The 19,313-nt window shown below is 76.4% G+C and carries 20 protein-coding genes; 7 read left to right on the forward strand and 13 right to left on the reverse strand.

What is annotated here, in order from left to right:
• Window position 1 precedes the first annotated feature (1 nt).
• Both manD and AC6JBM_RS13280 read left to right on the forward strand, forming a co-directional pair.
• Window positions 2–1,210, forward strand: coding sequence for a D-mannonate dehydratase ManD (gene manD, locus AC6JBM_RS13275; RefSeq protein ID WP_497983905.1), 1,209 nt, complete (start codon window positions 2–4; stop codon window positions 1,208–1,210).
• A 99-nt stretch (window positions 1,211–1,309) separates the two neighbouring features.
• The gene (locus AC6JBM_RS13280) at window positions 1,310–1,771 is read left to right on the forward strand and encodes a chemotaxis protein CheX (RefSeq protein WP_497983906.1); all 462 of its coding nucleotides are present in this window, start codon (window positions 1,310–1,312) and stop codon (window positions 1,769–1,771) included.
• Between the two features lie 13 nt (window positions 1,772–1,784).
• On the opposite strand, the gene AC6JBM_RS13285 is transcribed toward AC6JBM_RS13280, so the two are convergent.
• Window positions 1,785–2,933 carry a molybdopterin molybdotransferase MoeA gene (locus tag AC6JBM_RS13285; protein WP_497983907.1) on the reverse strand — a complete coding sequence of 383 codons (1,149 nt, stop codon included), beginning with the start codon at window positions 2,931–2,933 and terminating at the stop codon, window positions 1,785–1,787.
• Between the two features lie 272 nt (window positions 2,934–3,205).
• Between AC6JBM_RS13285 and AC6JBM_RS13290 the strand changes: the two genes are divergently transcribed.
• Window positions 3,206–3,490 (forward strand): ATP-binding protein, encoded by a 285-nt coding sequence (locus AC6JBM_RS13290; RefSeq protein WP_497983908.1) that lies wholly within the window; start codon window positions 3,206–3,208, stop codon window positions 3,488–3,490.
• Here AC6JBM_RS13290 and AC6JBM_RS13295 read toward each other — a convergent pair.
• Window positions 3,487–4,200, reverse strand: coding sequence for an SDR family NAD(P)-dependent oxidoreductase (locus tag AC6JBM_RS13295; RefSeq protein ID WP_497983909.1), 714 nt, complete (start codon window positions 4,198–4,200; stop codon window positions 3,487–3,489). The two genes, AC6JBM_RS13290 and AC6JBM_RS13295, sit on opposite strands and share 4 nt — an antisense overlap.
• 82 nt (window positions 4,201–4,282) lie before the next feature.
• On the opposite strand from AC6JBM_RS13295, the gene AC6JBM_RS13300 reads away from it, so the two are divergent.
• From AC6JBM_RS13300 to AC6JBM_RS13315, 4 genes are all read left to right on the forward strand, one after another.
• The gene (locus tag AC6JBM_RS13300) at window positions 4,283–4,921 is read left to right on the forward strand and encodes a TetR/AcrR family transcriptional regulator (protein WP_497983910.1); all 639 of its coding nucleotides are present in this window, start codon (window positions 4,283–4,285) and stop codon (window positions 4,919–4,921) included.
• Window positions 4,921–5,913, forward strand: a complete 993-nt coding sequence (locus AC6JBM_RS13305) for an aldo/keto reductase family protein (protein ID WP_497983911.1) — start codon at window positions 4,921–4,923, stop codon at window positions 5,911–5,913. The genes AC6JBM_RS13300 and AC6JBM_RS13305 overlap by 1 nt, the downstream gene beginning before the upstream one ends.
• 78 nt (window positions 5,914–5,991) lie before the next feature.
• Window positions 5,992–6,183, forward strand: a complete 192-nt coding sequence (locus tag AC6JBM_RS13310) for a CsbD family protein (protein ID WP_350623833.1) — start codon at window positions 5,992–5,994, stop codon at window positions 6,181–6,183.
• Between the two features lie 95 nt (window positions 6,184–6,278).
• Window positions 6,279–7,913, forward strand: a complete 1,635-nt coding sequence (locus AC6JBM_RS13315) for a copper resistance CopC/CopD family protein (protein WP_497986451.1) — start codon at window positions 6,279–6,281, stop codon at window positions 7,911–7,913.
• A 2-nt stretch (window positions 7,914–7,915) separates the two neighbouring features.
• Here the strand turns inward: AC6JBM_RS13315 and AC6JBM_RS13320 are convergent, their stop codons facing one another.
• From AC6JBM_RS13320 to AC6JBM_RS13370, 11 genes are all read right to left on the reverse strand, one after another.
• A complete protein-coding gene (locus AC6JBM_RS13320; protein ID WP_497983912.1) occupies window positions 7,916–8,629 on the reverse strand; it encodes a hypothetical protein in 714 nt (237 codons plus the stop codon).
• Between the two features lie 78 nt (window positions 8,630–8,707).
• A complete protein-coding gene (locus AC6JBM_RS13325) occupies window positions 8,708–9,544 on the reverse strand; it encodes an alpha/beta fold hydrolase (RefSeq protein WP_497983913.1) in 837 nt (278 codons plus the stop codon).
• The gene (locus AC6JBM_RS13330; RefSeq protein ID WP_497983914.1) at window positions 9,475–10,437 is read right to left on the reverse strand and encodes a glycosyltransferase family 9 protein; all 963 of its coding nucleotides are present in this window, start codon (window positions 10,435–10,437) and stop codon (window positions 9,475–9,477) included. Before AC6JBM_RS13330 ends, AC6JBM_RS13325 begins: the two co-directional genes overlap by 70 nt.
• On the reverse strand, window positions 10,434–11,111 hold the full coding sequence (locus tag AC6JBM_RS13335; protein ID WP_497983915.1) for an SDR family oxidoreductase: 678 nt from the start codon (window positions 11,109–11,111) through the stop codon (window positions 10,434–10,436). Before AC6JBM_RS13335 ends, AC6JBM_RS13330 begins: the two co-directional genes overlap by 4 nt.
• Window positions 11,108–12,442 carry a PfkB family carbohydrate kinase gene (locus AC6JBM_RS13340; protein WP_497983916.1) on the reverse strand — a complete coding sequence of 445 codons (1,335 nt, stop codon included), beginning with the start codon at window positions 12,440–12,442 and terminating at the stop codon, window positions 11,108–11,110. Before AC6JBM_RS13340 ends, AC6JBM_RS13335 begins: the two co-directional genes overlap by 4 nt.
• The gene (locus AC6JBM_RS13345; protein WP_497983917.1) at window positions 12,439–13,017 is read right to left on the reverse strand and encodes a D-sedoheptulose-7-phosphate isomerase; all 579 of its coding nucleotides are present in this window, start codon (window positions 13,015–13,017) and stop codon (window positions 12,439–12,441) included. Before AC6JBM_RS13345 ends, AC6JBM_RS13340 begins: the two co-directional genes overlap by 4 nt.
• Window positions 13,014–14,219: a glycosyltransferase gene (locus AC6JBM_RS13350; RefSeq protein ID WP_497983918.1), complete on the reverse strand. Its 1,206-nt coding sequence runs from the start codon at window positions 14,217–14,219 to the stop codon at window positions 13,014–13,016. The genes AC6JBM_RS13345 and AC6JBM_RS13350 overlap by 4 nt, the downstream gene beginning before the upstream one ends.
• Window positions 14,204–15,136, reverse strand: coding sequence for a glycosyltransferase (locus AC6JBM_RS13355; RefSeq protein WP_497983919.1), 933 nt, complete (start codon window positions 15,134–15,136; stop codon window positions 14,204–14,206). The genes AC6JBM_RS13350 and AC6JBM_RS13355 overlap by 16 nt, the downstream gene beginning before the upstream one ends.
• Window positions 15,133–16,707 (reverse strand): HAD-IIIA family hydrolase, encoded by a 1,575-nt coding sequence (locus tag AC6JBM_RS13360; RefSeq protein WP_497983920.1) that lies wholly within the window; start codon window positions 16,705–16,707, stop codon window positions 15,133–15,135. The genes AC6JBM_RS13355 and AC6JBM_RS13360 overlap by 4 nt, the downstream gene beginning before the upstream one ends.
• Window positions 16,704–17,594 (reverse strand): glycosyltransferase family 2 protein, encoded by an 891-nt coding sequence (locus AC6JBM_RS13365; RefSeq protein WP_497983921.1) that lies wholly within the window; start codon window positions 17,592–17,594, stop codon window positions 16,704–16,706. The genes AC6JBM_RS13360 and AC6JBM_RS13365 overlap by 4 nt, the downstream gene beginning before the upstream one ends.
• On the reverse strand, window positions 17,591–19,237 hold the full coding sequence (locus AC6JBM_RS13370; RefSeq protein WP_497983922.1) for a carbamoyltransferase family protein: 1,647 nt from the start codon (window positions 19,235–19,237) through the stop codon (window positions 17,591–17,593). Before AC6JBM_RS13370 ends, AC6JBM_RS13365 begins: the two co-directional genes overlap by 4 nt.
• Window positions 19,238–19,313 lie beyond the last annotated feature (76 nt).

A 19,313-nucleotide genomic window follows, 5' to 3' on the forward strand; every position in this document is an offset into this window, starting at 1 on the left:
CGTGCGCATCGCCGACGCCAGGGTCATCGTCACCTGCCCCGGCCGCAACTTCGTCACCCTGAAGATCGTCACCGACGACGGTGTCACCGGGGTCGGCGACGCCACCCTCAACGGCCGCGAGCTCGCCGTGGCCGCCTACCTCACCGAGCACGTCATCCCGGCGCTCATCGGGCGCGACCCGCACCGCATCGAGGACATCTGGCAGTACCTGTACAAGGGCGCGTACTGGCGGCGCGGCCCGGTCACCATGTCGGCCATCGCGGCCGTCGACACCGCCCTGTGGGACATCAAGGGCAAGGTCGCCGGGCTGCCCGTCTACCAGCTGCTGGGCGGGCGCAGCCGGGAGGGCGTCACGGTGTACGGCCACGCCAACGCCGAGACCGTCGAGGACGTGCTCGTCGAGGTGGCCCGCTACGCCGACCTCGGCTACCGGGCGGTCCGGGTGCAGACGGGCGTGCCCGGCCTCCAGACCACCTACGGGGTCGGCAAGGACAAGCTGTTCTACGAGCCGGCCGACGCCGCGATCGCCTCGGAGGCGACGTGGTCGACGGAGGCGTACCTCACCCACGTCCCCACCGTCTTCGCGCGGGTCCGCGAGGAGTTCGGGCCGCGGCTCAAGCTCCTGCACGACGTGCACCACCGGCTCACCCCGATCGAGGCGGCCCGCCTCGGCAAGAGCCTCGAGCCGTACTCGCTGACCTGGATGGAGGACCCGGTCCCGGCCGAGCTGCAGGAGGGCTTCCGGCTCATCCGGCAGCACACGACCACCCCGATCGCCGTCGGCGAGGTGTTCAACACCGTGTGGGACTGCGAGACCCTGGTCCGCGAGCAGCTCATCGACTACATCCGGGCCACGGTCGTGCACGCCGGCGGGATCACGCACCTGCGCCGCATCTTCGACCTGGCCGAGCTCTACCACGTGCGCACCGGCAGCCACGGCGCCACCGACCTGTCGCCGGTGTGCATGTCCGCGGCCCTGCACCTGGACCTGGCGGTGCCGAACTTCGGGCTGCAGGAGTACATGCGGCACACGCCGGAGACCGACGCGGTGTTCCCGCACGGGTACCACTTCGAGGGCGGCTACCTGCACCCCTCCGAGGCTCCCGGGCTGGGCGTGGACATCGACGAGTCGCTGGCCGCCGAGTACCCCTACCAGCCGGCCGCCCTGCCCGTGAACCGCCTGATGGACGGGACGATGCACTCCTGGTGACCCGGTTCCCTCCGACCTGCGGCAGATCGTGGCCCGATTCCAGCTGGTTCAGCGGTATTTGGCAGCATTCAGCGGGTTTCGTTTAGTAGGTTTGGTGGTATGGCCGACGAGCCGCTCACGCCCCAGGATCTCGAGGGCATCATCTGGCAGGTGTGGACCGCCTACCTCGGCACCAGCCCGACCGTCGTCCTGGACGAGGAGCCGCCCGGGGCCGACGCGGAGATCACCGCGAGCGTCGGCGTGGCCGGCGCCTGGCTCGGCACGGTCGTGCTGCGCGGCGGCCTGGGCGCGGCGGCGGCCCTGGCCGCGGAGATGCTCGAGCTGTCGTCGGTCAAGCCCGACGACATCCAGGACGCGGCCGGCGAGCTCATGAACATCGTGGCCGGGAACGTGAAGAGCTTCCTGCCCAAGCCCAGTCATCTCGCCCTGCCGCAGGTCGTGGTCGGCCGGGCCGAGATCCTGTGGCCGGGGACGCGGCTGCTGAGCCGGGTCCGGGTGCGCTGGGACGACCACCAGGTGACGGTGGAGGTCCTCGAGGGCGTGCCGCCGCGCCGGGACTGACCGGCCCGGCCGGTCAGGGCAGCAGCAGGAGCGGGGCGGGCGAGCCGGTCGTCCAGGCGCCGTCGAGCACGGCCAGGGCGTCCGCCGCCGCGGCGGCGCGCAGGCTCGCGGAGCGCGCGCCGGGCACGATCCGCGGCCCCTCGGCCGTCATCGCGACCGGGACGATCCGGGCGTGGGCCGGGTGCGTCGCGGCCGGGCCGGTGACCGGCAGCATCGGCAGCGGGCGGCGCGTCCGGCCGGACAGGGCCGACAGCAGCGGCTCCAGCAGGGTCAGGGCGGCGACCAGACCCGCGTACGGGTTGCCCGGCAGCCCCACGACCCACCGGCCCGCCGCGGTGCGCGCGAGGGTCTGCGGGTGGCCGGGGCGGCACGCGACCCCGTCGACGGGCCAGGCGGCCGCGCGCGCGTCGAGCACCGCGCGGAGATGGTCGGCGGCCCCGGCCGAGGACGAGCCGGTGACCACCGCGACGTCCGCCGCGGACGTGTCGAGGCACGACGCCAGCGCCCCGGCGTCGTCGGGGACCGCGGCATAGGTGCGAAGCGTTCCGCCCGCCCGCGCGACGACCGCCGTCAGCAGCGGGCCGAACGCGTCGCGGACCTGGCCGGGGCCGGGCCGCCCGTGCAGGATCACCTCGTCGCCCGTCACGAACACGTCCACGACCGGCCTCGGGTACACCCACACGCGATCGACGCCGATCTGCGCGCACAGCCCGGCGGCGGCCGCCGTCAGCGGGCCTCCGGAGGGCACCAGCACCTCGCCCGCGGCCGCGTCCTCGCCGGCCCGGCGGATGTGCGGACTCATGACGGCACCGGCCACCGTCTCGCCGCTGCGCTCGCTGTCCTCGTACGGCACCACGCCCCGGCACCCCGCGGGCACCCGGGCGCCGGTCGCGATCTCGATCGCCTCGCCCGGCGCCAGGGGCCCGGCGAGCGCCGGCCCGCCGGCCAGGCCGCGGCCCACCACCCGCCACGGCCCGGGCCCGGCGACGGCGTAACCGTCCATCGCCGCGGCGTCGAAGGCCGGCGACGGGGCGGCCGCGACGATGGGCGCGGCGAGGACGCGGCCGGGCGCGTCGCCGAGCGGCGTGAGCGCGGGCGCCGGTGGGCCGGCCGCGGCCCAGGCCGTGGCGTGGGCGTCGGACCAGGAGGCGACAGGTGTCATCGCCGGAGACTGCACCACACGAGCGTGTCGCCGAGGCGTCCAGGGCCTCTCGACCGCCGGAACCGGGCTGTGAGCTACCGCCGGCGCGATCGCCGCGTACAGCGCCGCCGCCTACAGTCCCCACCGCGTTCCCGCGCTGACCAGCCTCGCCGCCGCCGCCGTGCTCGCCGCGGCCGCGCCGGACTCGTCGCTGCCCACCGTGCCGAACGAGTACGTGCCCGCGGTGGATCCTCGTCCCGGTCATCGTCGCCGCCCGCGACCTCCCCGAGCCCGTGCGGCGGGCCGCGTACCGGGTCGTGCAGGAGGCCCTCACCAACGCCGCCAAGCACGCCGCCGGCGCCACGGTCGCCGCCGAGCTGCGGTACGCGGCGGACGGGCTCACCGTCGAGGTGACCGACACCGGCGGCGTGCCCGGGTCGGTCGCCGGCCCCGGCGGCGGGCACGGCCTCACCGGCCTGCGCGCGCGGGTCGAGGCCGCGGGCGGCGCGCTGACCGCCGGGCCCGCGAGCACGGGCGGCTTCCGGGTGACGGCGCACTTCCCGATCGCGCCCTACTAGGACTCCGGGAGCACCCGCTCCGCCCGGTCGCGCCGGGCCAGCAGCTCCCACATGGCCTCGGCGATCTCGGCCGGGTCGAGCAGCGGGATGTTCGAGACGTCGACGCCCTCGCCCAGGGCGCCGGAGGTGATCGCCCGGTGCCCCGCGCTGCCGGTGACCATCGCCCCGACGTGCACGACCCCGGCGTAGACGCCCGTGCCGGCGAGCTCGGCGTGCAGCGCGAGCACCCAGTTGCGCGCGGCCGCCATCGCCGGGCCGAGGCCGCCCAGCCGTGGCATCGGGTTGAGGGCGGAGATGCCCTGGGCGAGCACGAAGCCGCCGTCGCCGCGCTCGCGCCAGCCCGGCAGCAGCGCGCGCACGAGCTCGACCGGCGTGAGCAGGTGCAGGTTCAGGTGGTGCCGCAGCGCGTCCGCGTCCAGGCCGGCCGTCGAGGCGAACAGCTCGGTGGTGATCGGCGCGTACTCCAGCACGTCCACGGGCCCGAGACGGTCCTCGATGCGGCGCAGGAGGTCCGGTACGACGGCGGGATCGGCCAGATCCGCCGGGAACGCGGCGGCCTCGATGCCCCGCGCCGACAGGTCGGCCGCGAGCGCGCCGAGGCGCTCGGGGGTGCGGGCGACGAGCGCTACGCGGTGGCCCTCGCCGCCGAAGCGGTGCGCGACGGCGGTGCCGAGGCCGGTTCCGGCGCCGAGCACGGCGATGGTTCTCACGAATCCTCCCGAAGTTGACGGTGGCCTCACGTTACGCATAACTTGAGGGTAGGGTCAACTTCCTGGCTCGTAGGATTGGGGCGTGACGGAGGGGGTACGGCTGCGGCGTGACGCCCAGCGCAACCTGGAGCGGCTGATGGCGGCCGCGGCCGAGGCGTTCCGCGAGCGGGGGCTGCAGGTGCCGCTCGAGGAGATCGCCCAGCGGGCGGGGCTGAGCCCCGGGACGCTGTACAACCGGTTCCGCAGTCGCGACGCGCTCATCGACGCCGTGATGCCGGCCCTGGTCGAGGCCGCGGTCCGCGACGCCCTCGCCCACGCCGAGGCGATCGAGGACCCGTGGGAGGCGCTGACGGTGTACGTCACGATGGTCTGCGAGCTCCAGGCGGGCAACCCGGCGCTCAACGACGCGGTGAGCCGCCGCTTCCCCGACGCCGAGGCGCTCACCGCGATCTGCGACGCCCAGATGGACCACGCCCGCGGCCTGCTGCAGCGGGCCCAGGCGGCGGGTGCCGTGCGGCCGGACTGCACCGTCGAGGACCTGGCGTACCTCTTCTGGGCGACGTCCACCATCGTGCGCGCCACCGGCGGCGTGGCCCCGCAGACCTGGCGCCGGGCCCTGGCCCTCAACCTCGACGGCCTGCGCGCCCGGGCGGCCGGGCCGGCACTGCCGGAGCCGCCGCTGACCAGGACCCAACTGCACACCGCGATGCTGGAGATGTGATGCGTTTTCGCAAGCTCGGAAGCTCCGACCTGGAAGTGTCGGAGATCTCGATCGGCTCGTGGCTGACCTACGCGGGCGGCATCGAGGCCGACCAGACCCGCGCCTGCACCGAGGCCGCCTTCGACGCCGGGATCAACTTCTTCGACACGGCCAACGTCTACGGCCGCGGCGCCGCCGAGGAGGCGTGGGGCGAGATCCTGTCCAAGCACCCGCGCGACTCGTACATCCTCGCCACCAAGGTGTGGGGCCAGATGTCCGACACTGATCAGGGCCTGTCCGGCGCCCAGATCGCCAAGCAGATCGACGCCTCCCTGCGCCGGCTGCGCACCGACCACGTCGACCTCTACCAGGCCCACCGCTTCGACACCACCGTCCCGATCGAGGAGACCGTCGAGGCGCTGCAGTTGGTGGTGGAGCAGGGCAAGGCGCGGTACCTCGGCTTCAGCGAATGGACGCCCGAGCAGATCCGCGCGGCCCTCGACATCGCGGGGCCGGACCTGTTCGTCTCGTCGCAGCCGCAGTACTCGATGCTGTGGCAGGCCCCGGAGGCCGAGGTCTTCGAGCTGTGCGCGGCCAACGGCATCTCGCAGATCGTGTGGTCGCCGCTCGCGCAGGGCGTGCTCACCGGCAAATACCGGCCCGGGGCGCCGCTGCCGGAGGGGTCGCGGTTCGCCAGCGACGCGATGAGCGCGTCGAAGGACCTCGTGCTCCGCCCGGAGTTCCTGGAGGCGGTGCAGCGGCTCGTGCCGATCGCGGAGGGGCTGGGCGTGAGCCTGCCGACGCTCGCGCTGGCCTGGGTGCTGCGCCGCTTCGAGGTCGCCTCGGCCATCACGGGCGCGTCGCGCCCCGAGCAGGTCCACGCGAACGCGGCCGCGGCGGGCGTGCCCCTGAGCGACGACGTGCTGGCCGCGATCGACGCCGCCCTCGGGGACGTGCCGATCACGGAGCCGACCCTGGCACCGTTCGCGCAGGAGGGCGTGCTGCACCGCTGAGCCGAGGCGCCGTTTGACCCGGGTCGATTCGGGCATCCACAAGGGTGGGAACACCGCATTCACACCTGGGAGACGGCGATGAGCTTCGGTGACAAGGTCGAGCACGAGGCGGAAGAGGTCAAGGGCAAGGCGAAGGAGGGCTGGGGCACGGCCACCGGCGACCCGGACCTGCGCGCCGAGGGCCGCGCGGACCAGGACGAGGCCAACCTCAAGCAGGCCGGCGACCGGGTCAAGGACGCCGCCCACGACGTCAAGGACGCGCTGAGCTAGAGCGCGGAAATCCGAGCCCGGCCCCGTTGAACCTCGGCGGGGCCGGGCTCGTATGCGTGGACGTGAGCCGGCGTACGACATGGTGGGTCCTGGCGATGCTGGCGGGGCTGCTCGGCGTGTTCGTCGCGCCCGCGGCGCCCGCCTCCGCGCACGCGGTGCTGACGAGCGCCAGCCCGGCCGCCGGGTCCGTCATCGCGTCGCGGCCGGCCGAGATCCGGCTCACGTTCAACGAGGCCGTCCGCGTGGTGCCGGGCCGCTCGCAGGTGCTCGCCCCCGACGGCAAGCGCGTCGACGACGGCGACCCGCGGCCGGTCCACGACGGCCTCGCCTTCCGGCTGCGGGCGGGCGACCGGGCCGACGGCACGTACGTCGTCAGCTACCGGGTCATCTCCGGCGACAGCCACCCGGTGTCGGGGTCGTTCACGTTCTCCGTGGGCGCGCCGTCCACGCCCGCGGCCGGGGCGGCGTCCGGGGCGATGCCCGTCGGCACCGACCCGATCGTGCGCGTCGCGATCCCGGTCGCGAAGTACGCCGGCTACCTCGGGCTGGTCCTGCTGATCGGCTCCGCGGTGATGCTGGCGCTGTGGTACCCCCGGCGGCTGCCCCGCCGCCCCCTGCTCCGCCTGGCCCGCGCGGGCGTGGTCGCGGTGGCCGCGAGCACCGTCGGCGCGCTGTGGCTCCAGGCCCCGGCGGCGTCCGGGGCCGCGCTCCTGGACGTGTCGCCCGCCGAGCTGCGCGAGGTGGTGCTGAGCCCGTTCGGCGTCACGCTGCTGGTCCGCCTGCTCGCCCTGGCCGTCGCCGCCGCGCTCGTCGCCCGCCTGCGCCGCCGCCCGGACCGGCGCGTCGCGGCCGGGCTGCTCGCGGCGGCCGTGGCGGGCCTGCTCACGTGGCCGCTGACCGGGCACCCGGTGGCCTCGCCGAACGCGGCCCTGGTGGTGGCCGCGGACGTCGTGCACCTGGGCGCCATGGGCCTGTGGCTGGGCGGTCTCGTCGCCCTCTGGGCGGTGCTCCTGCGCCGCGCCGACCCGCGCGAGCTGCGCACGATCCTGCCGTCGTGGTCGCGCTGGGCGATGGCCTCGGTGTACTGGCTGGTCGCGGCCGGCGTGGTCCAGGCCCTCGTGCAGATGGGCGACTGGGCGGCGCTCACCGGCGGTGCGTACGGCCGGACCCTCGTGGTGAAGGCCGGGCTGGTCGCGGCCGTGCTGGCGGTGGCCGCGGGCTCGCGCCGGATGGTCCAGCGCGACCGCTGGCCCGGCGGACACCCGGGCGGCGGGCCGGGACGGCTGCGACGGGCCGTCGGGCTCGAGGCCGGCATCGCGGCGCTGGTGCTGGCCGCGAGCGCCGTGCTGGTGCAGCTCACGCCGGGGCGCACGATCGACGTCGAGGCCCAGGCGGCCGCCCGGGCCGCGGGCTTCGCCACGACGCTGACGAGCCCGCTCTACGCGCTGCAGCTCGCGGTGTACCCGGCGGCGGTGAGCGAGTACAACAGCTTCCACGCGTTCGCGTACACGCCCGAGGGCCGGCCGCTGCCGGTGGTGGAGTGGACGGTGACCGCGGCCCTGCCCGAGCGCGGCATCGAGCCGATGGACAACCCGGTGTTCACGGTCACGGGCAACCAGGGCCTCGGCAACATCACGTTCCCGGCGCCCGGCGCGTGGAAGCTCACCATCACGCTGCGGGTGTCCGAGTTCGATCAGGCCACCGTCACGGCCCAGATCCCGGTCCGCTGACGTCAGCGGTTGATGGTGAAGTCGGTCGCGGGGCTGACCTTGGAGCCCACGCGCGCGACGACCTGATAGGTGCCGGCCGGGGCCGGGCTCTGGGCCGGCGCGCACGTGTGCGGGGTCGTGCGGTAGCTGCTCCACACGAAGCGGTACCGCACCGCGTCGCCGGCCGCGAAGGCCCGCACGTCGCTGGTCGTCTTGGTGTCGCAGTCGTCCGAGGAGAACAGCAGGGTGCCGTTCTGCATGACGCGGATCTCCTGCGCGCCCGGGCCCAGGTCGCGCGAGCACCAGTCGGCGGCCCTGCTCGCGATGTTGATGCCGAACGTGAACGTGCCGCCGACGGGGCCGGGGGACGGGCTCGCCGTCACCGTGACGGCGATCTGCTCGTCGGTGCAGGGGGCGACGTTCGCCGGGGGCGCGCTGCGCTCGGTCGCGGGCGGCGCGCTGGTGTCCGCCCCGGTGTCCGGACTGGCCGGCACGATCTGGGGCGCCGACGGCTCGGTCGCGGGGCCGCCGCCGGCCGCGCTGGAACCGAGCGGGCCGGGCCGGGCCGAGGCGGCGCCGCTGCTCACCGCCGACGGCTTGGAGTCGCCCCCGCCCCGCACCAAGATCCACACGATGAGCAGCACGCCCACGACGGCGACGACCACCATGGCACGGCGGCGCCAGTACACGGAGGGTGGCAGAGGTCCGACGGTCCAGCCATTCGCCGGTGGTTGCATTCGGGCAGTTTGCCAGAAGGCGGGCGACGCTTCAGCCCCGGATCTCCGTGTGTCGCCGAGTGTTGCGAGCCGCGTGCGTCACACCCAGGCCGCGAGCCGGTCGGCGAACCATGAGGGATCGTCCAGCCACGGAAAGTGACCGGCGCCCGGCGCGATGACGAGCTCCGCGGCCGGGAACAGCGCGGCGTAGCGCTCCGCGTGGCGAGGCGCCAGCTGGATGTCCCGCTCGCCGGCGACGATGAGCACCGGCGCCGCGAGGCGCCCGAGCGCGGCCCGGACACCGGCCGGGTCGAACGCGCCCGCGCCGTAGTACGCGGCGGCGGCCTGCCGGTTGGTGAGCCGCTCGCCGCGCTCGGCGTGCGCGCGGGCCTCGTCGTCCCAATGGCCGTACACGAACGGGGTGATCGCGGCCCAGTCGTCCCCGGCGGCCGTCCCGGCCCAGATCCGCTCCAGCGCCGCGAACGCCCCGGCGAACCAGGGCTCGCCCCGGCGCAGCTCGGCGACGGCCCGCCGGTCCTCGTCGGTGACCTCGATGCCGACCGGCCGCGGGCTCGGGGTGATCAGGGCGAGCCGGCCGACGCGTCCGGGGTGGCGGCCGGCGTACAGCACCGCGACCGTCGCCCCCGCGGAGTGCGCGAGCAGGTCGATCGTGTCGAGCCCGAGGTGCTCGCGCAGCGCCTCGAGGTCGTCGACCTGCCGGTCGCAGCGGTACGTCCCCGGGTCGTCCGGCACCGCCGAGTCCCCGGTGCCGCGCAGGTCGAGGGTGAGCAGCGGCCGCCGGGCGCCCAGCCCGCCGAGGTCACCGAGGTAGGCCGACGCCTGCATGGGCCCGCCGGGCACGCAGATCAGGGGCCGCCCGTCGCCGGTGCGGTGGCAGGCCAGGACGGTGCCGTCGACGGCTGTGAAGGTCTCCACTCGCGAATCCTATGGGCCGCGGCCAGCACCTCGCCGACCGTGACGGCCAGCAGCGCCGGGTGGGGGACCTCGCTCGCGGTGTCGCCCGGCTCGGCGGCGCGGCCCCGCCAGACGGCCACGTGCTGCGGACGGTCCGGCGGCGGGCCCCACAGGTGCGGCGGTACCGGCCCGAAGAGCACGACCGACGGCGTGCCGTAGGCCGTGGCGAGGTGTGCGATCCCGGTGTCGCCGCTGACCAGCAGCCGCGCGTGGCCGACGAGCCCGGCCAGGTCCCGCAGCCGCGTCGCGCCCGCCAGCACGGCGGTCGCGGGCAGCCCCGCCTCCCCGGCGACCCGCCGGGCCAGCGGCTCCTCCGGTGGCGAGCCGGTGACGACGACGTCGTGCCCGGCCCCGGCCAGCGCGCGGGCGAGCGCGGCGAAGCGATCCGGCGGCCAGCGCCGCAGGCCGGACTTGGCGCCCGGGTGCACGATCGTGACGCCCGGTCGCGGGGAGGCGGGCCGGGTCAGGCTCAGGTCGGCCTCGTCGCACGGCACGCCGTACCACCGCAGCATCCGGCACCAGCGCGCGACCTCGTGCTCGTCGGGGCGCCACCGCGGCCCGTTGCCGAAGGCCAGCAGGCGCCCGGGATCGGTGGCCCGCAGCAGGGCGTGCGACTGCGGCCCGCGGCCGTGCAGGTTGACGGCCACGGCCGGGCGCAGCCGCGGCAGCTCGTCGTCGAGCCCGTCGCAGGGCAGCACCTCGTCGACGGCGCCGGTGAGCCCGGCCAGCGGGGCGAGCCACGGCGGGGCCGCGAGCACCAGCCGCTCGCCCGGGAACGCGCGGCGCAGCCCCCGCAGCGCCGGCACCCCGGTGGCGAGGTCGCCGACGCCCAGGGCCCGCAGCACGAGGATCACGGGTACGACGTCTCCGTCTCGGCGCAGACGACGAGCTCGCGCACGGCGCAGCCGCGAGGCTGGCCGAGCGCGAACAGGATCGCGGCGGCCACGTGCGCCGGGTCGTTGAGGACCGCGTCGGGGCCGGGCTTGTACTGCTCCGCGCGGTCGTCGAAGAACCGTGTGCGCATGCCCCCGGGCACGACCAGCGTGACCCCGACCTGCCCGGCGAGCTCGGCGGCCAGGGCCCGGGTGAACCCGACGACCCCGAACTTGGCCGCGCAGTAGGCGGTCGCGTCGCTGACGGCCTTGACGCCGAGCGTGGACGCGACGGTGACGACGTGCCCGTGGGACTCGGTGAGCGCTGGCAGCGCGGCCCGGATGACGGCGGCCGGGGCGAGCAGGTCGACGGCGACGACCCGCTCCCAGGTCTCGGCGGGCACGTCGGCGAGCCGGCCGGGCACGTCGGTCCCGGCGGCGGTGACGACCGCGTCGAGCCCGCCGAGGCCGGCGATCGCCTTGCGGGTGGCGGCCTCGGCGGCCCGGGTGTCGGCGAGGTCGCACTCGATCCAGGGCACCCCGCCGGGGTCCTGGCGATCGATGACGTAGGCGCGGTGCCCGGCCTCCAGGGCGGCCCGCACGACGGCGGCCCCGAGGCCGCTGGCGCCGCCGGTGACGAGAACGGAGCGGCTCATGGTCTTCCCCCGATCAGCTTGGTGGTGGAGTGGCCCTCGAGATACGGCACGATGACCGTCTGCCCGCCCCACCGCTTGACGAGCTCGGCCTCGGGCAGCTCCGGGCCGCCGTCGGCGTAGTCGCCGCCCTTGACCCAGATGTCGGGCCGCAGCCAGGCGAGAGTCGCCTCCGGGGTCGGCTCGTCGAAGACGACGACGGCGTCGACGCAGGCGAGCGCGAGCAGCAGGCGGGCGCGGTCGGCCTGGGCGACGACGGGCCGCTCGGGGCCCTTGAGGCCGGCGACCGACGCGTCGGAGTTGAGGCACACGACGAGGCAGTCGCCCAGGGCCCGGGCCGCCTCCAGGGTCGCGATGTGCCCGGCGTGCAGCAGGTCGAAGCAGCCGCCGGTCGCCACGATCGTCCCGCCCCGGGCCCGGACCCGCGCGACGGTCTCCCGCTCGACGCTCTCCCGCTCGCGCGACCCGGCCGGCACCCGGCCGACGTAGCCCGTCGCGGCGGCCACCGCGGCCTCGACCGCCTCCGAGGGCAGCGCCCCGGACGCGAGCGCGGCCGCGGCCGCCGTGGCGAACCGGTCGCCGGCGCCACAGGTGTCCCCCTCGAACACCCGGGGCGCCGGGACCACGAGCGGGGTCGGCCCGGTGTGGCACAGCACCGCCCCGCTCGACCCGGTGGTGACCGCGACCGCCCCGGTGCGCCAGCGGCGGCGCAGCTCCTGCCCGGCCCGGGTGGCGGCGGCGACCCGGCCCCCGCCGCCCGCGTCCCCGCTGAACGCGCGGGCCTCCGCCTCGTTCGGCGTGGCCAGGCGCGTCCCGGGGACCGGGGCGGTGCCGCGCGGATGCGGGTCCCACACGACCGGCGTGCGGGTCTGCGTCAGGGCCGCCCGCAGCCCCGGCCGCCCGGTCAGGCCCCGGCCGTAGTCGCTGACGAGCACGACGTCGGCGACGTCGAGCAGGTCGCCGGGTTCGGGCTCGGGCGGGATCGCCGGATCGACGCCGCGGTCGAGGCGCAGCAGCACCTGGCCGCGGGCCCGCAGCCGGATCTTCTCGGGGGTCGCGCCGGGCAGCGTGACCGCGTGCAGCCGCACCGCGGCCGCGGTGAGCAGCTCGGCCAGGCGCAGGCCGCCCGCGTCGTGGGCGAGCGCGGTCACCAGCGTGACGTCCAGCCCGTCGCCGGCCGCGAGCAGCGCGGCGAGGCCCGCTCCGCCCGGCCGGTCCACAGTGGACTCCTCGTCGAGGACCAGGGCCGGGGCGTCGGGGGAGACGCGGCGGACGGAGCCGTCGACGTCCCGGTCCAGCAGCGTGTCGCCGACGACGACCAGCCGCGTGCTCACGAGACCACCAGCCGGCGCCGGGCCACGTGGGCGTCGACGTGCTCGCAGAGGACGTGGGCGGCGACGAGGTGCAGCTCCTGCACCACCTGCCCGTCGCCGGCGCAGCAGACGGCCTCGTCGCAGACCAGGGCGAGCGGGTTCGGGCCGGGCCCGGTCAGCGCCCACGTGTGCATCCGGCACTCACGGGCCGCGGCGGCCGCGGCCAGCACGTTCACGCTGCGGCCGCTGGTCGACAGGGCCAGCAGCACGTCGCCCTCGCGGCCGTGGGCGCGGACCTGGCGGGCGAAGACCTCCTCGTACCCGTAGTCGTTGCCGATCGCCGTGACCGCGGACGAGTCGGCGCACAGCGCGATCGCGGACAGCGGGGTGCGCTCGTCGCGCAGGCGGCCGGTCAGCTCGGCCGCGAGGTGCTGCGCCTCGGCCGCGCTGCCGCCGTTGCCGCAGACCAGGAGCCGGCCCCCGTCGCCCAGGATCTCGGCGAGCCGCACGCCCCAGGCCTCCAGCCGTACGGCCGCGTGGCGGAACGGGCCGATCGCGGCGGCCAGGGCGGTCAGGTGCGCGTCGAGCGCCCTCATCGGGCCACCGCCGCGACGCTCCGGCCGGCCACCGCGCGGTACACCGACTCGAGCCGCCCGGCCGCGCGCGGCCACGAGTAGCGCTGCCGGGCCCGGTCGAGGGCGGCCGCGCTGTACGCGTAGCGGCGCATGTCGTCGTCGACCAGCCGGCGCAGGGTGTGGCCGAGGGCGCGCGGGTCGCGGGAGCGCACCAGGTCGCCGGTGATGCCGTCGACGACGGTGTCCAGCAGCCCGCCGACCGCGCTGGCCACGACCGGGCGGCCGCACGCCATCGCCTCGAGCGGGGTGAGGCCGAACGGCTCGTACCAGGGCACCGTGGCGACCACGTCGGCGGAGCGGTACCAGGCCGGCATCCCGGCGACGGGAACCTGCCCGGCGAAGCGGACCCGCGCGGCGACCCCGCACCGCTCGGCGACGTCCCGCAGCCGCTCGGTCTCGGCCGGGTCCGGGCCGCCCGCGATGACGCACTCGGCGCCGGGACAGTAGGGCATGGCCCGGATCAGGTCCGCGAAGCCCTTGCGCTCGACAAGCCGGCCCACCGAGAGGATGCGGGGCCGGGCCGTGCGCGGGGCGACCGGGCCCTCGGGGGCGAACACGTCCAGGTCGACCCCGGACGGCACGAGCGCGATCCGGGACCGGGGCACGCCCATGCGGGTCAGCTCGCGGGCCTCGTTGCGGCACTGGGCCACGACCCGGTCGGCGATCCGCCCGAGGTGCCGCTCGAAGCCGATCCGCTGCGGCGGGCTGGTGTCCGCGGCGCCCTGGTTGCGGCGCTTGACGACGCCGAGGGCGTGGAACGTCTGCACCACCGGGATGTCCCGGGGCCCGGCGGCGGTCACCGCGGCCAGCCCGCTCATCCAGAAGTGCGCGTGGACCACGTCGGGCACCCACGGGCCGCCGTCCCACTGCGCGCCCAGCCAGCGGCCGAACTCGCCCATGTACGGCAGCAGCGCGTCCTTGGGCAGCGCCCGAGCGGGTCCGGCCGGCACGTGCACGACGCCGACCCCATTACCGGCCCCATCGCCCGTCACCACCATCGGCGGCCGGTCGGCGGCGTCGCGGCGGGTGTAGACGCGGATGTCGTGCCCGAGCGCGGCCAGGGCCGCGGCGAGGCCGGCGACGTGGGTGTTCTGCCCGCCAGCGTCCTCGGTGCCGGGCGCGGCGAGCGGGCTGGCGTGCTCGGAGATCATCGCGATACGCACAGTTCGTCCTCCAGCAGACGGTCCCAGTCGGACAGGAAGCGGTCGAGGCCGTACCGGCGCAGGGCCGCGGCCCGCCCGGCGGCCCCGAGGCGACGGGCCTCCCCGGGCGACTCGATGAGCCAGAGCGCCGCGTCGACGAGCGCGTCGACGTTCGTGGACAGCACCCCGGCGCCGGGCGGCACCGCCTCGACGGCCTCCGTGGTGGCCAGGGCCACGACCGGCACGCCGATCGTCATCGCCTCGATGAGGCTGAGCCCGAGCGAGGTCCAGCGGCACAGGTGCAGGTATGCGCGGCGGCGGGCGAGCTCGGTGTGCATGGCGGCCTGGGGCGGGTCGTCGTGGACCGCGATCCGCTCGCCGGCCAGGCCCGTGACGCCCATGCCGAAGACGTCCAGGGGCGCGGCCGCGGCGAAGCGCGAGAACAGGTCGGTGCCGGTCACCCGGCCGCGGCGCACGGGCTCGTTGGTGACCACGGCGAGCCGCTCCAGCTCCCCGGAGTAGCGGGCGGCGGGCTCGACGACGCCGTGCTCGATGACGGTGGTGCGGGTGCCGCCGCAGTCCCAGAACAGCGCGTTGAAGTGGGTGACGTGGACGATGACGAGGTCGGCCCGGTCGGCCAGCGGATGCCGGGTGCGGGGAACGTCACCCTGGGGGGTGTTGTGCTCGAGGTACACCTTGGGCAGCCCCGGCGGGACAAGCCGCAGCTCCTCGGGCCGCTGGAGCACGGCCAGGTCGGCGTCCGCCTCGGACAGCCCGTCGAGCGGGACCTCCTCGACGGTGTCCGGCCAGTCGAACGTGCGGGCCCGGCCACGCCCCCAGGGGCCGCGGTCCTCGGTCACCGGCACGAGGTACCGATGCTTGCCCCGCACGAACGCCGTCGTCCACGACCCGTGCACGTGCCACAGGAGGATGTTCATCCGCGCCTCCCGGCCCACAGCAGCTCGGCGGCGGCGACGACGGCGGCCGGGTCCACGCTCGACAGGCACGGGTGGCCGCCGATCGGGCACACCTTGGCGCGCGTGTCGCGGCAGGCGGCCGCGGCGTCGCCGAGGCGGACGACGGGCACCCGGAACGGCGCCCACTGTCCGAAGGGGACGGTCGGCGCGTAGAGGCTGACGACCGGCGTGCCGACCGCCGCGGCCAGGTGCGCCGGGCCGGTGTTGCCCACGACGAGGCAGCCGGCCCCGGCGAGCAGCCCGGCCAGCCCGGCCAGATCGGTGGCGCCGCCGAGATCGACGCCGAAGTCGCCGGCGACCTCGGCCGTGAGCGCCTTCTCCGCGTGCGAGCCGGTGACGAGCACTTGCCACCCGGCCGCGGCCAGGGCCTTGACGATCCGGCGGTGCACCTCGGCGGGGCAGGCGCGGGCGGGAGCGGACGTGCCCGGGTGCACGACGACGTACGGGACGTCCGGGCTGAGCGGGGTGGTCGTGCCGGCCGCGGGGGGTGCGATGCGCAGGCGGGCGTCGTCGCCGGGCGGCAGCGGGAACCCGGCCGCGGCCGCGAGCGACAGCGCCCGCTCGGCCTCGGGGATGCCGGGCGGCACGCGGTGGCGCACGTCGAGCAGGGAGCCGGGGTAGTCGTCGCTGATCGCGCTGACCCGCCCGACCCCGGCCACCCGAAGCAGCAGCGCGGTCGGCAGCGGCGACTGGTGGTAGGAGGTGAACACCACCGCCTCGTCGGCCCGCGCGGCGGCGAGGCGGTCGACGAGCGCGTCCATGGCGTCGGGGTCCACGGGGTCGGGCTCGGGGTCGATCCAGGGCAGCCGCCACTCGACGAGCTCGTCGACGCCCGGCAGCAGCTCGGCCGCGGCCCGCCCGCGCGGCCCGCACAGCAGTACCACCCGGGCCGCCCCGGCCGCGACCGCGCGGATCGCCGGGCCGGTCAGGAGCACGTCGCCGGCCGAGTCGGGGCGGACCACGACGACGGTCCCGGCGTTGTGCGGGCGGCGCCGGCCGGACGGGAACAGCTCGTCGCGGTCCAGCACGAGCTCGGCCGCGGCGCGCAGGTCTCCGGCGACGAGCGGCGCCGCGGCGATCTCCCGCCGCAGCGTCACCGCCGTGGGCACGAGGACGGCCGCGGACCCGGCGGCGAGCGCGGCCTCCATGTCGCGGCCGATGTCGCCGATGAGCACGCACCGCTCGGGCGTGGTGCGCAGCGCCCGCGCGGCCGCGCGGATGAGGCCCGGCCGCGGCTTGCGGCACGGGCACCGGTCGCCGTCGTCGTGCGGGCAGACCTGCCAGGTGTCGAACGGCCCGAGCAGCTGCTCGATGCGGGCGTTGACCAGGGCCAGCTGCTCGGTGCTGACCAGCCCGCGGGCCACGCCGGACTGGTTGGTGACCACGCCGAGGCGCAGCCCGGTGGCGCGCAGCCGGTCGAGGGCGGCCCGGGCGCCGGGCAGCGGGCGGACCAGGGTGGGGTCGTTGATGTACGGCACGTCCTCGATCAGGGTCCCGTCCCGGTCGAAGAGCACGGCGTCGAAGAGGTTCATGCGGCGGCCCGCCAGCGCCAGCGGCCCGCGAGCCAGTGCCCGATCGCGAGCGGCGGGATGAGGACGCTCGTCAGCGCCATGGTGGCCACCTCGGCCGGGGTGCGCGGGCCGGGCGCGATGCGGGTGGCCGCGAACTCGGCGGTGCCGCCGGCCCAGGCCAGGCCGAGCGCGGCGGACAGCCACCGCCACCGGCCCGGCAGGGCGAGGGCGCCGAGCGCGCCGAGGGCCGCGGCGGTGACGAGCGCGTGGCGGGGCCGGCGGCCGGGCGGGATGCCGAGCCACCGGCGCCAGTGCGGGCCGTACAACCGGCGCAGCAGGGCGTCGTCGGCGTTGCCGCGCTGGCTGCGCAGGCTCACCCAGCGGCTCTCGGGCCGCACGGGATGGGTCACGGTGCGCCGGCCCGGCCGCAGCCGCCAGCCCGCCCGCCGCACGCGGTGGGCCAGTTCGGCGTCCTCGCGGAAGGCGCGCGGGAAGCGCTCGTCGAAGCCGCCGGTCGCCTCGAGCACGGAGCGGCGGTACGCCATGTCGGCCGTCAGCCAGGCGCCGTGCTCGAGCCCGATGGTGACCCGCTCCCAGTCGGTCGGGCGGCGCCCGGCCGGCCGCGGCACCCGGACCTGGCCCTGGACCCCGCCGACGGTGCGGTCGACGTCGAGGTCGGCCTGGAGGTGGCGGTACCACTGCGGCTCCGGCACCACGTCGTCGTCCAGGAACACGACCCAGTCGCCGCTCGCCCGCCGCCAGCCGGCGTTGCGGGCGGTGGCCGGGCCGCGGCGCTCCCGGTCCTCGACGACGATCAGCTCCGCGCCGTCCGGCAGCGGGCCGAGCGCGTCGAGCAGCGTGCGCAGGCTCCCGCGCCCCAGCGTCGGCACGACGATGCTGACGTTCACCGGCCCGCCCCGAACGCCGCCGCCCGGTGCACCGCGAACGGGCCGAGCGCGAGCAGGTCGACGGGCGCGGAGCCGAACAGCTCCATCGCCTCGCGCGGCGTGTCCACCATCGGCCGGCCGGCGGTGTTCAGCGACGTGTTGACCACGACGGGCAGGCCGGTGCGCGCCTCGAACTCCGCCAGCAGGCGGGCCACGAGGGGCTCGTCATCCGGGTGTACCGTCTGCACCCGCGCGGTCCCGTCGACGTGCACGACGGCCGGGATCCGGTCCGTCCACTCGGGACGGACGCGGTGCACGAACAGCATGTACGGGCTCGGGTAGACGCCGTCGAAGACCTCGCCGAACCGCTCGGCCCGCACCATCGGCGCGATCGGCCGGAACTGCTCGCGGCCCTTGACGTCGTTGAGCCGGGCGGTCATCGCGCTCTCGCCCGGGTGGGCCAGCAGCGAGCGGTGCCCGAGCGCCCGCGGCCCGTACTCGCCGCGCCCCTGGTACCAGGCGACGATCCCGCCGCCGGCGAGGACCGCGGCGGCCTCGGCGGCGATGTCGGGCGGCCGGGTGTAGGGCAGCGCGGCCCGCCGCAGCTCGTCCTCCAGCGCGGCCTCGCTCCAGCCGCGGCCGAGGTCGGCGCCGCGCATCGGCGCGATCGGGCACTCGGCCGCTGAGGACAGGTGCAGGGCGGCGCCGAGCGCGGTGCCCGCGTCCCCGGCCGCCGGCTGCACCCAGACGCGCTCGAACGGTCCCTCGGCGGCGATGCGGGCGTTGGCCACGCAGTTGAGCGCCACCCCGCCGGCCATGGTGAGGGTCGCGGGGCGCCCGGCGACGTCGAAGATCCACTGCGCCAGGGCCAGCAGCACCTCCTCAAGCCGCGCCTGCACCGACGCGGCCAGGTCGGCGTGGCCGTCGGTGAGCTCGCCGTCGGCCGCGCGGGCCTTGGCCAGGGCCGCCCAGTCGACGGGCTCGACCGCGAAGCCGCCGTCCCCGGTCGGGTACACCAGCTCCCGCAGCTCCGGCAGGAACCGCGGGCGGCCGTAGGAGGCGAGGGCCATCACCTTGTACTCGTCGCTGGAGTGCTGGAAGCCCAGGTGCCTGGTCAGATCCTCGTAGAGCAGGCCGAGCGAGTGCGGCAGGCGCTGGCCCGCGAGCGTGGTCAGCTCCCGGTCCCGGTAGACGCCGGCGAGGTGGCTGGCGGTCTCGCCGCGCCCGTCGAGCACCAGGACCGCCCCGTCGCCGCCCGCGCACAGGCCCGCGGAGGCGGCGTGGGCGACGTGGTGCGGGACGAACCGCACCTGCTGCGGGTCCAGCCCCGGCAGCGCCTCGGCCAGGAACCAGGGCGCACGGCGGGCGTAGTCGACCCGCATCGCGTCCCACGGGTCGTGGACGCCGAGGCTGCCGAGGTCGCCGCACAGGGCGGGATCGAAGGAGTACGCGACCGCGTCGAGGTCCTCCGGGCGCAGCCCGGCCTCGCGCAGGCACCAGGCGGCGGCGAGCTCCGGGAGTTCCCAGGCCGAGAACGGTACCGGCCGCTTGCCGTGCTTGCGACGGCTGAAGCGCTCCTCCTCGGCGGCGGCGACCGTGCGCCCATCGATGACGAGCGCGGCCGCCGGGTCGTGGAAGATCGCGTTGATGCCGAGGACCCTCATGCCCGGCCCGCCTACCCCCGCCGCCGCGGGATCAACCAAAACACTTCTCCGAAGAGAACCGTTTGAGCGCACCGGG

This window comes from Dactylosporangium thailandense (assembly GCF_059739745.1).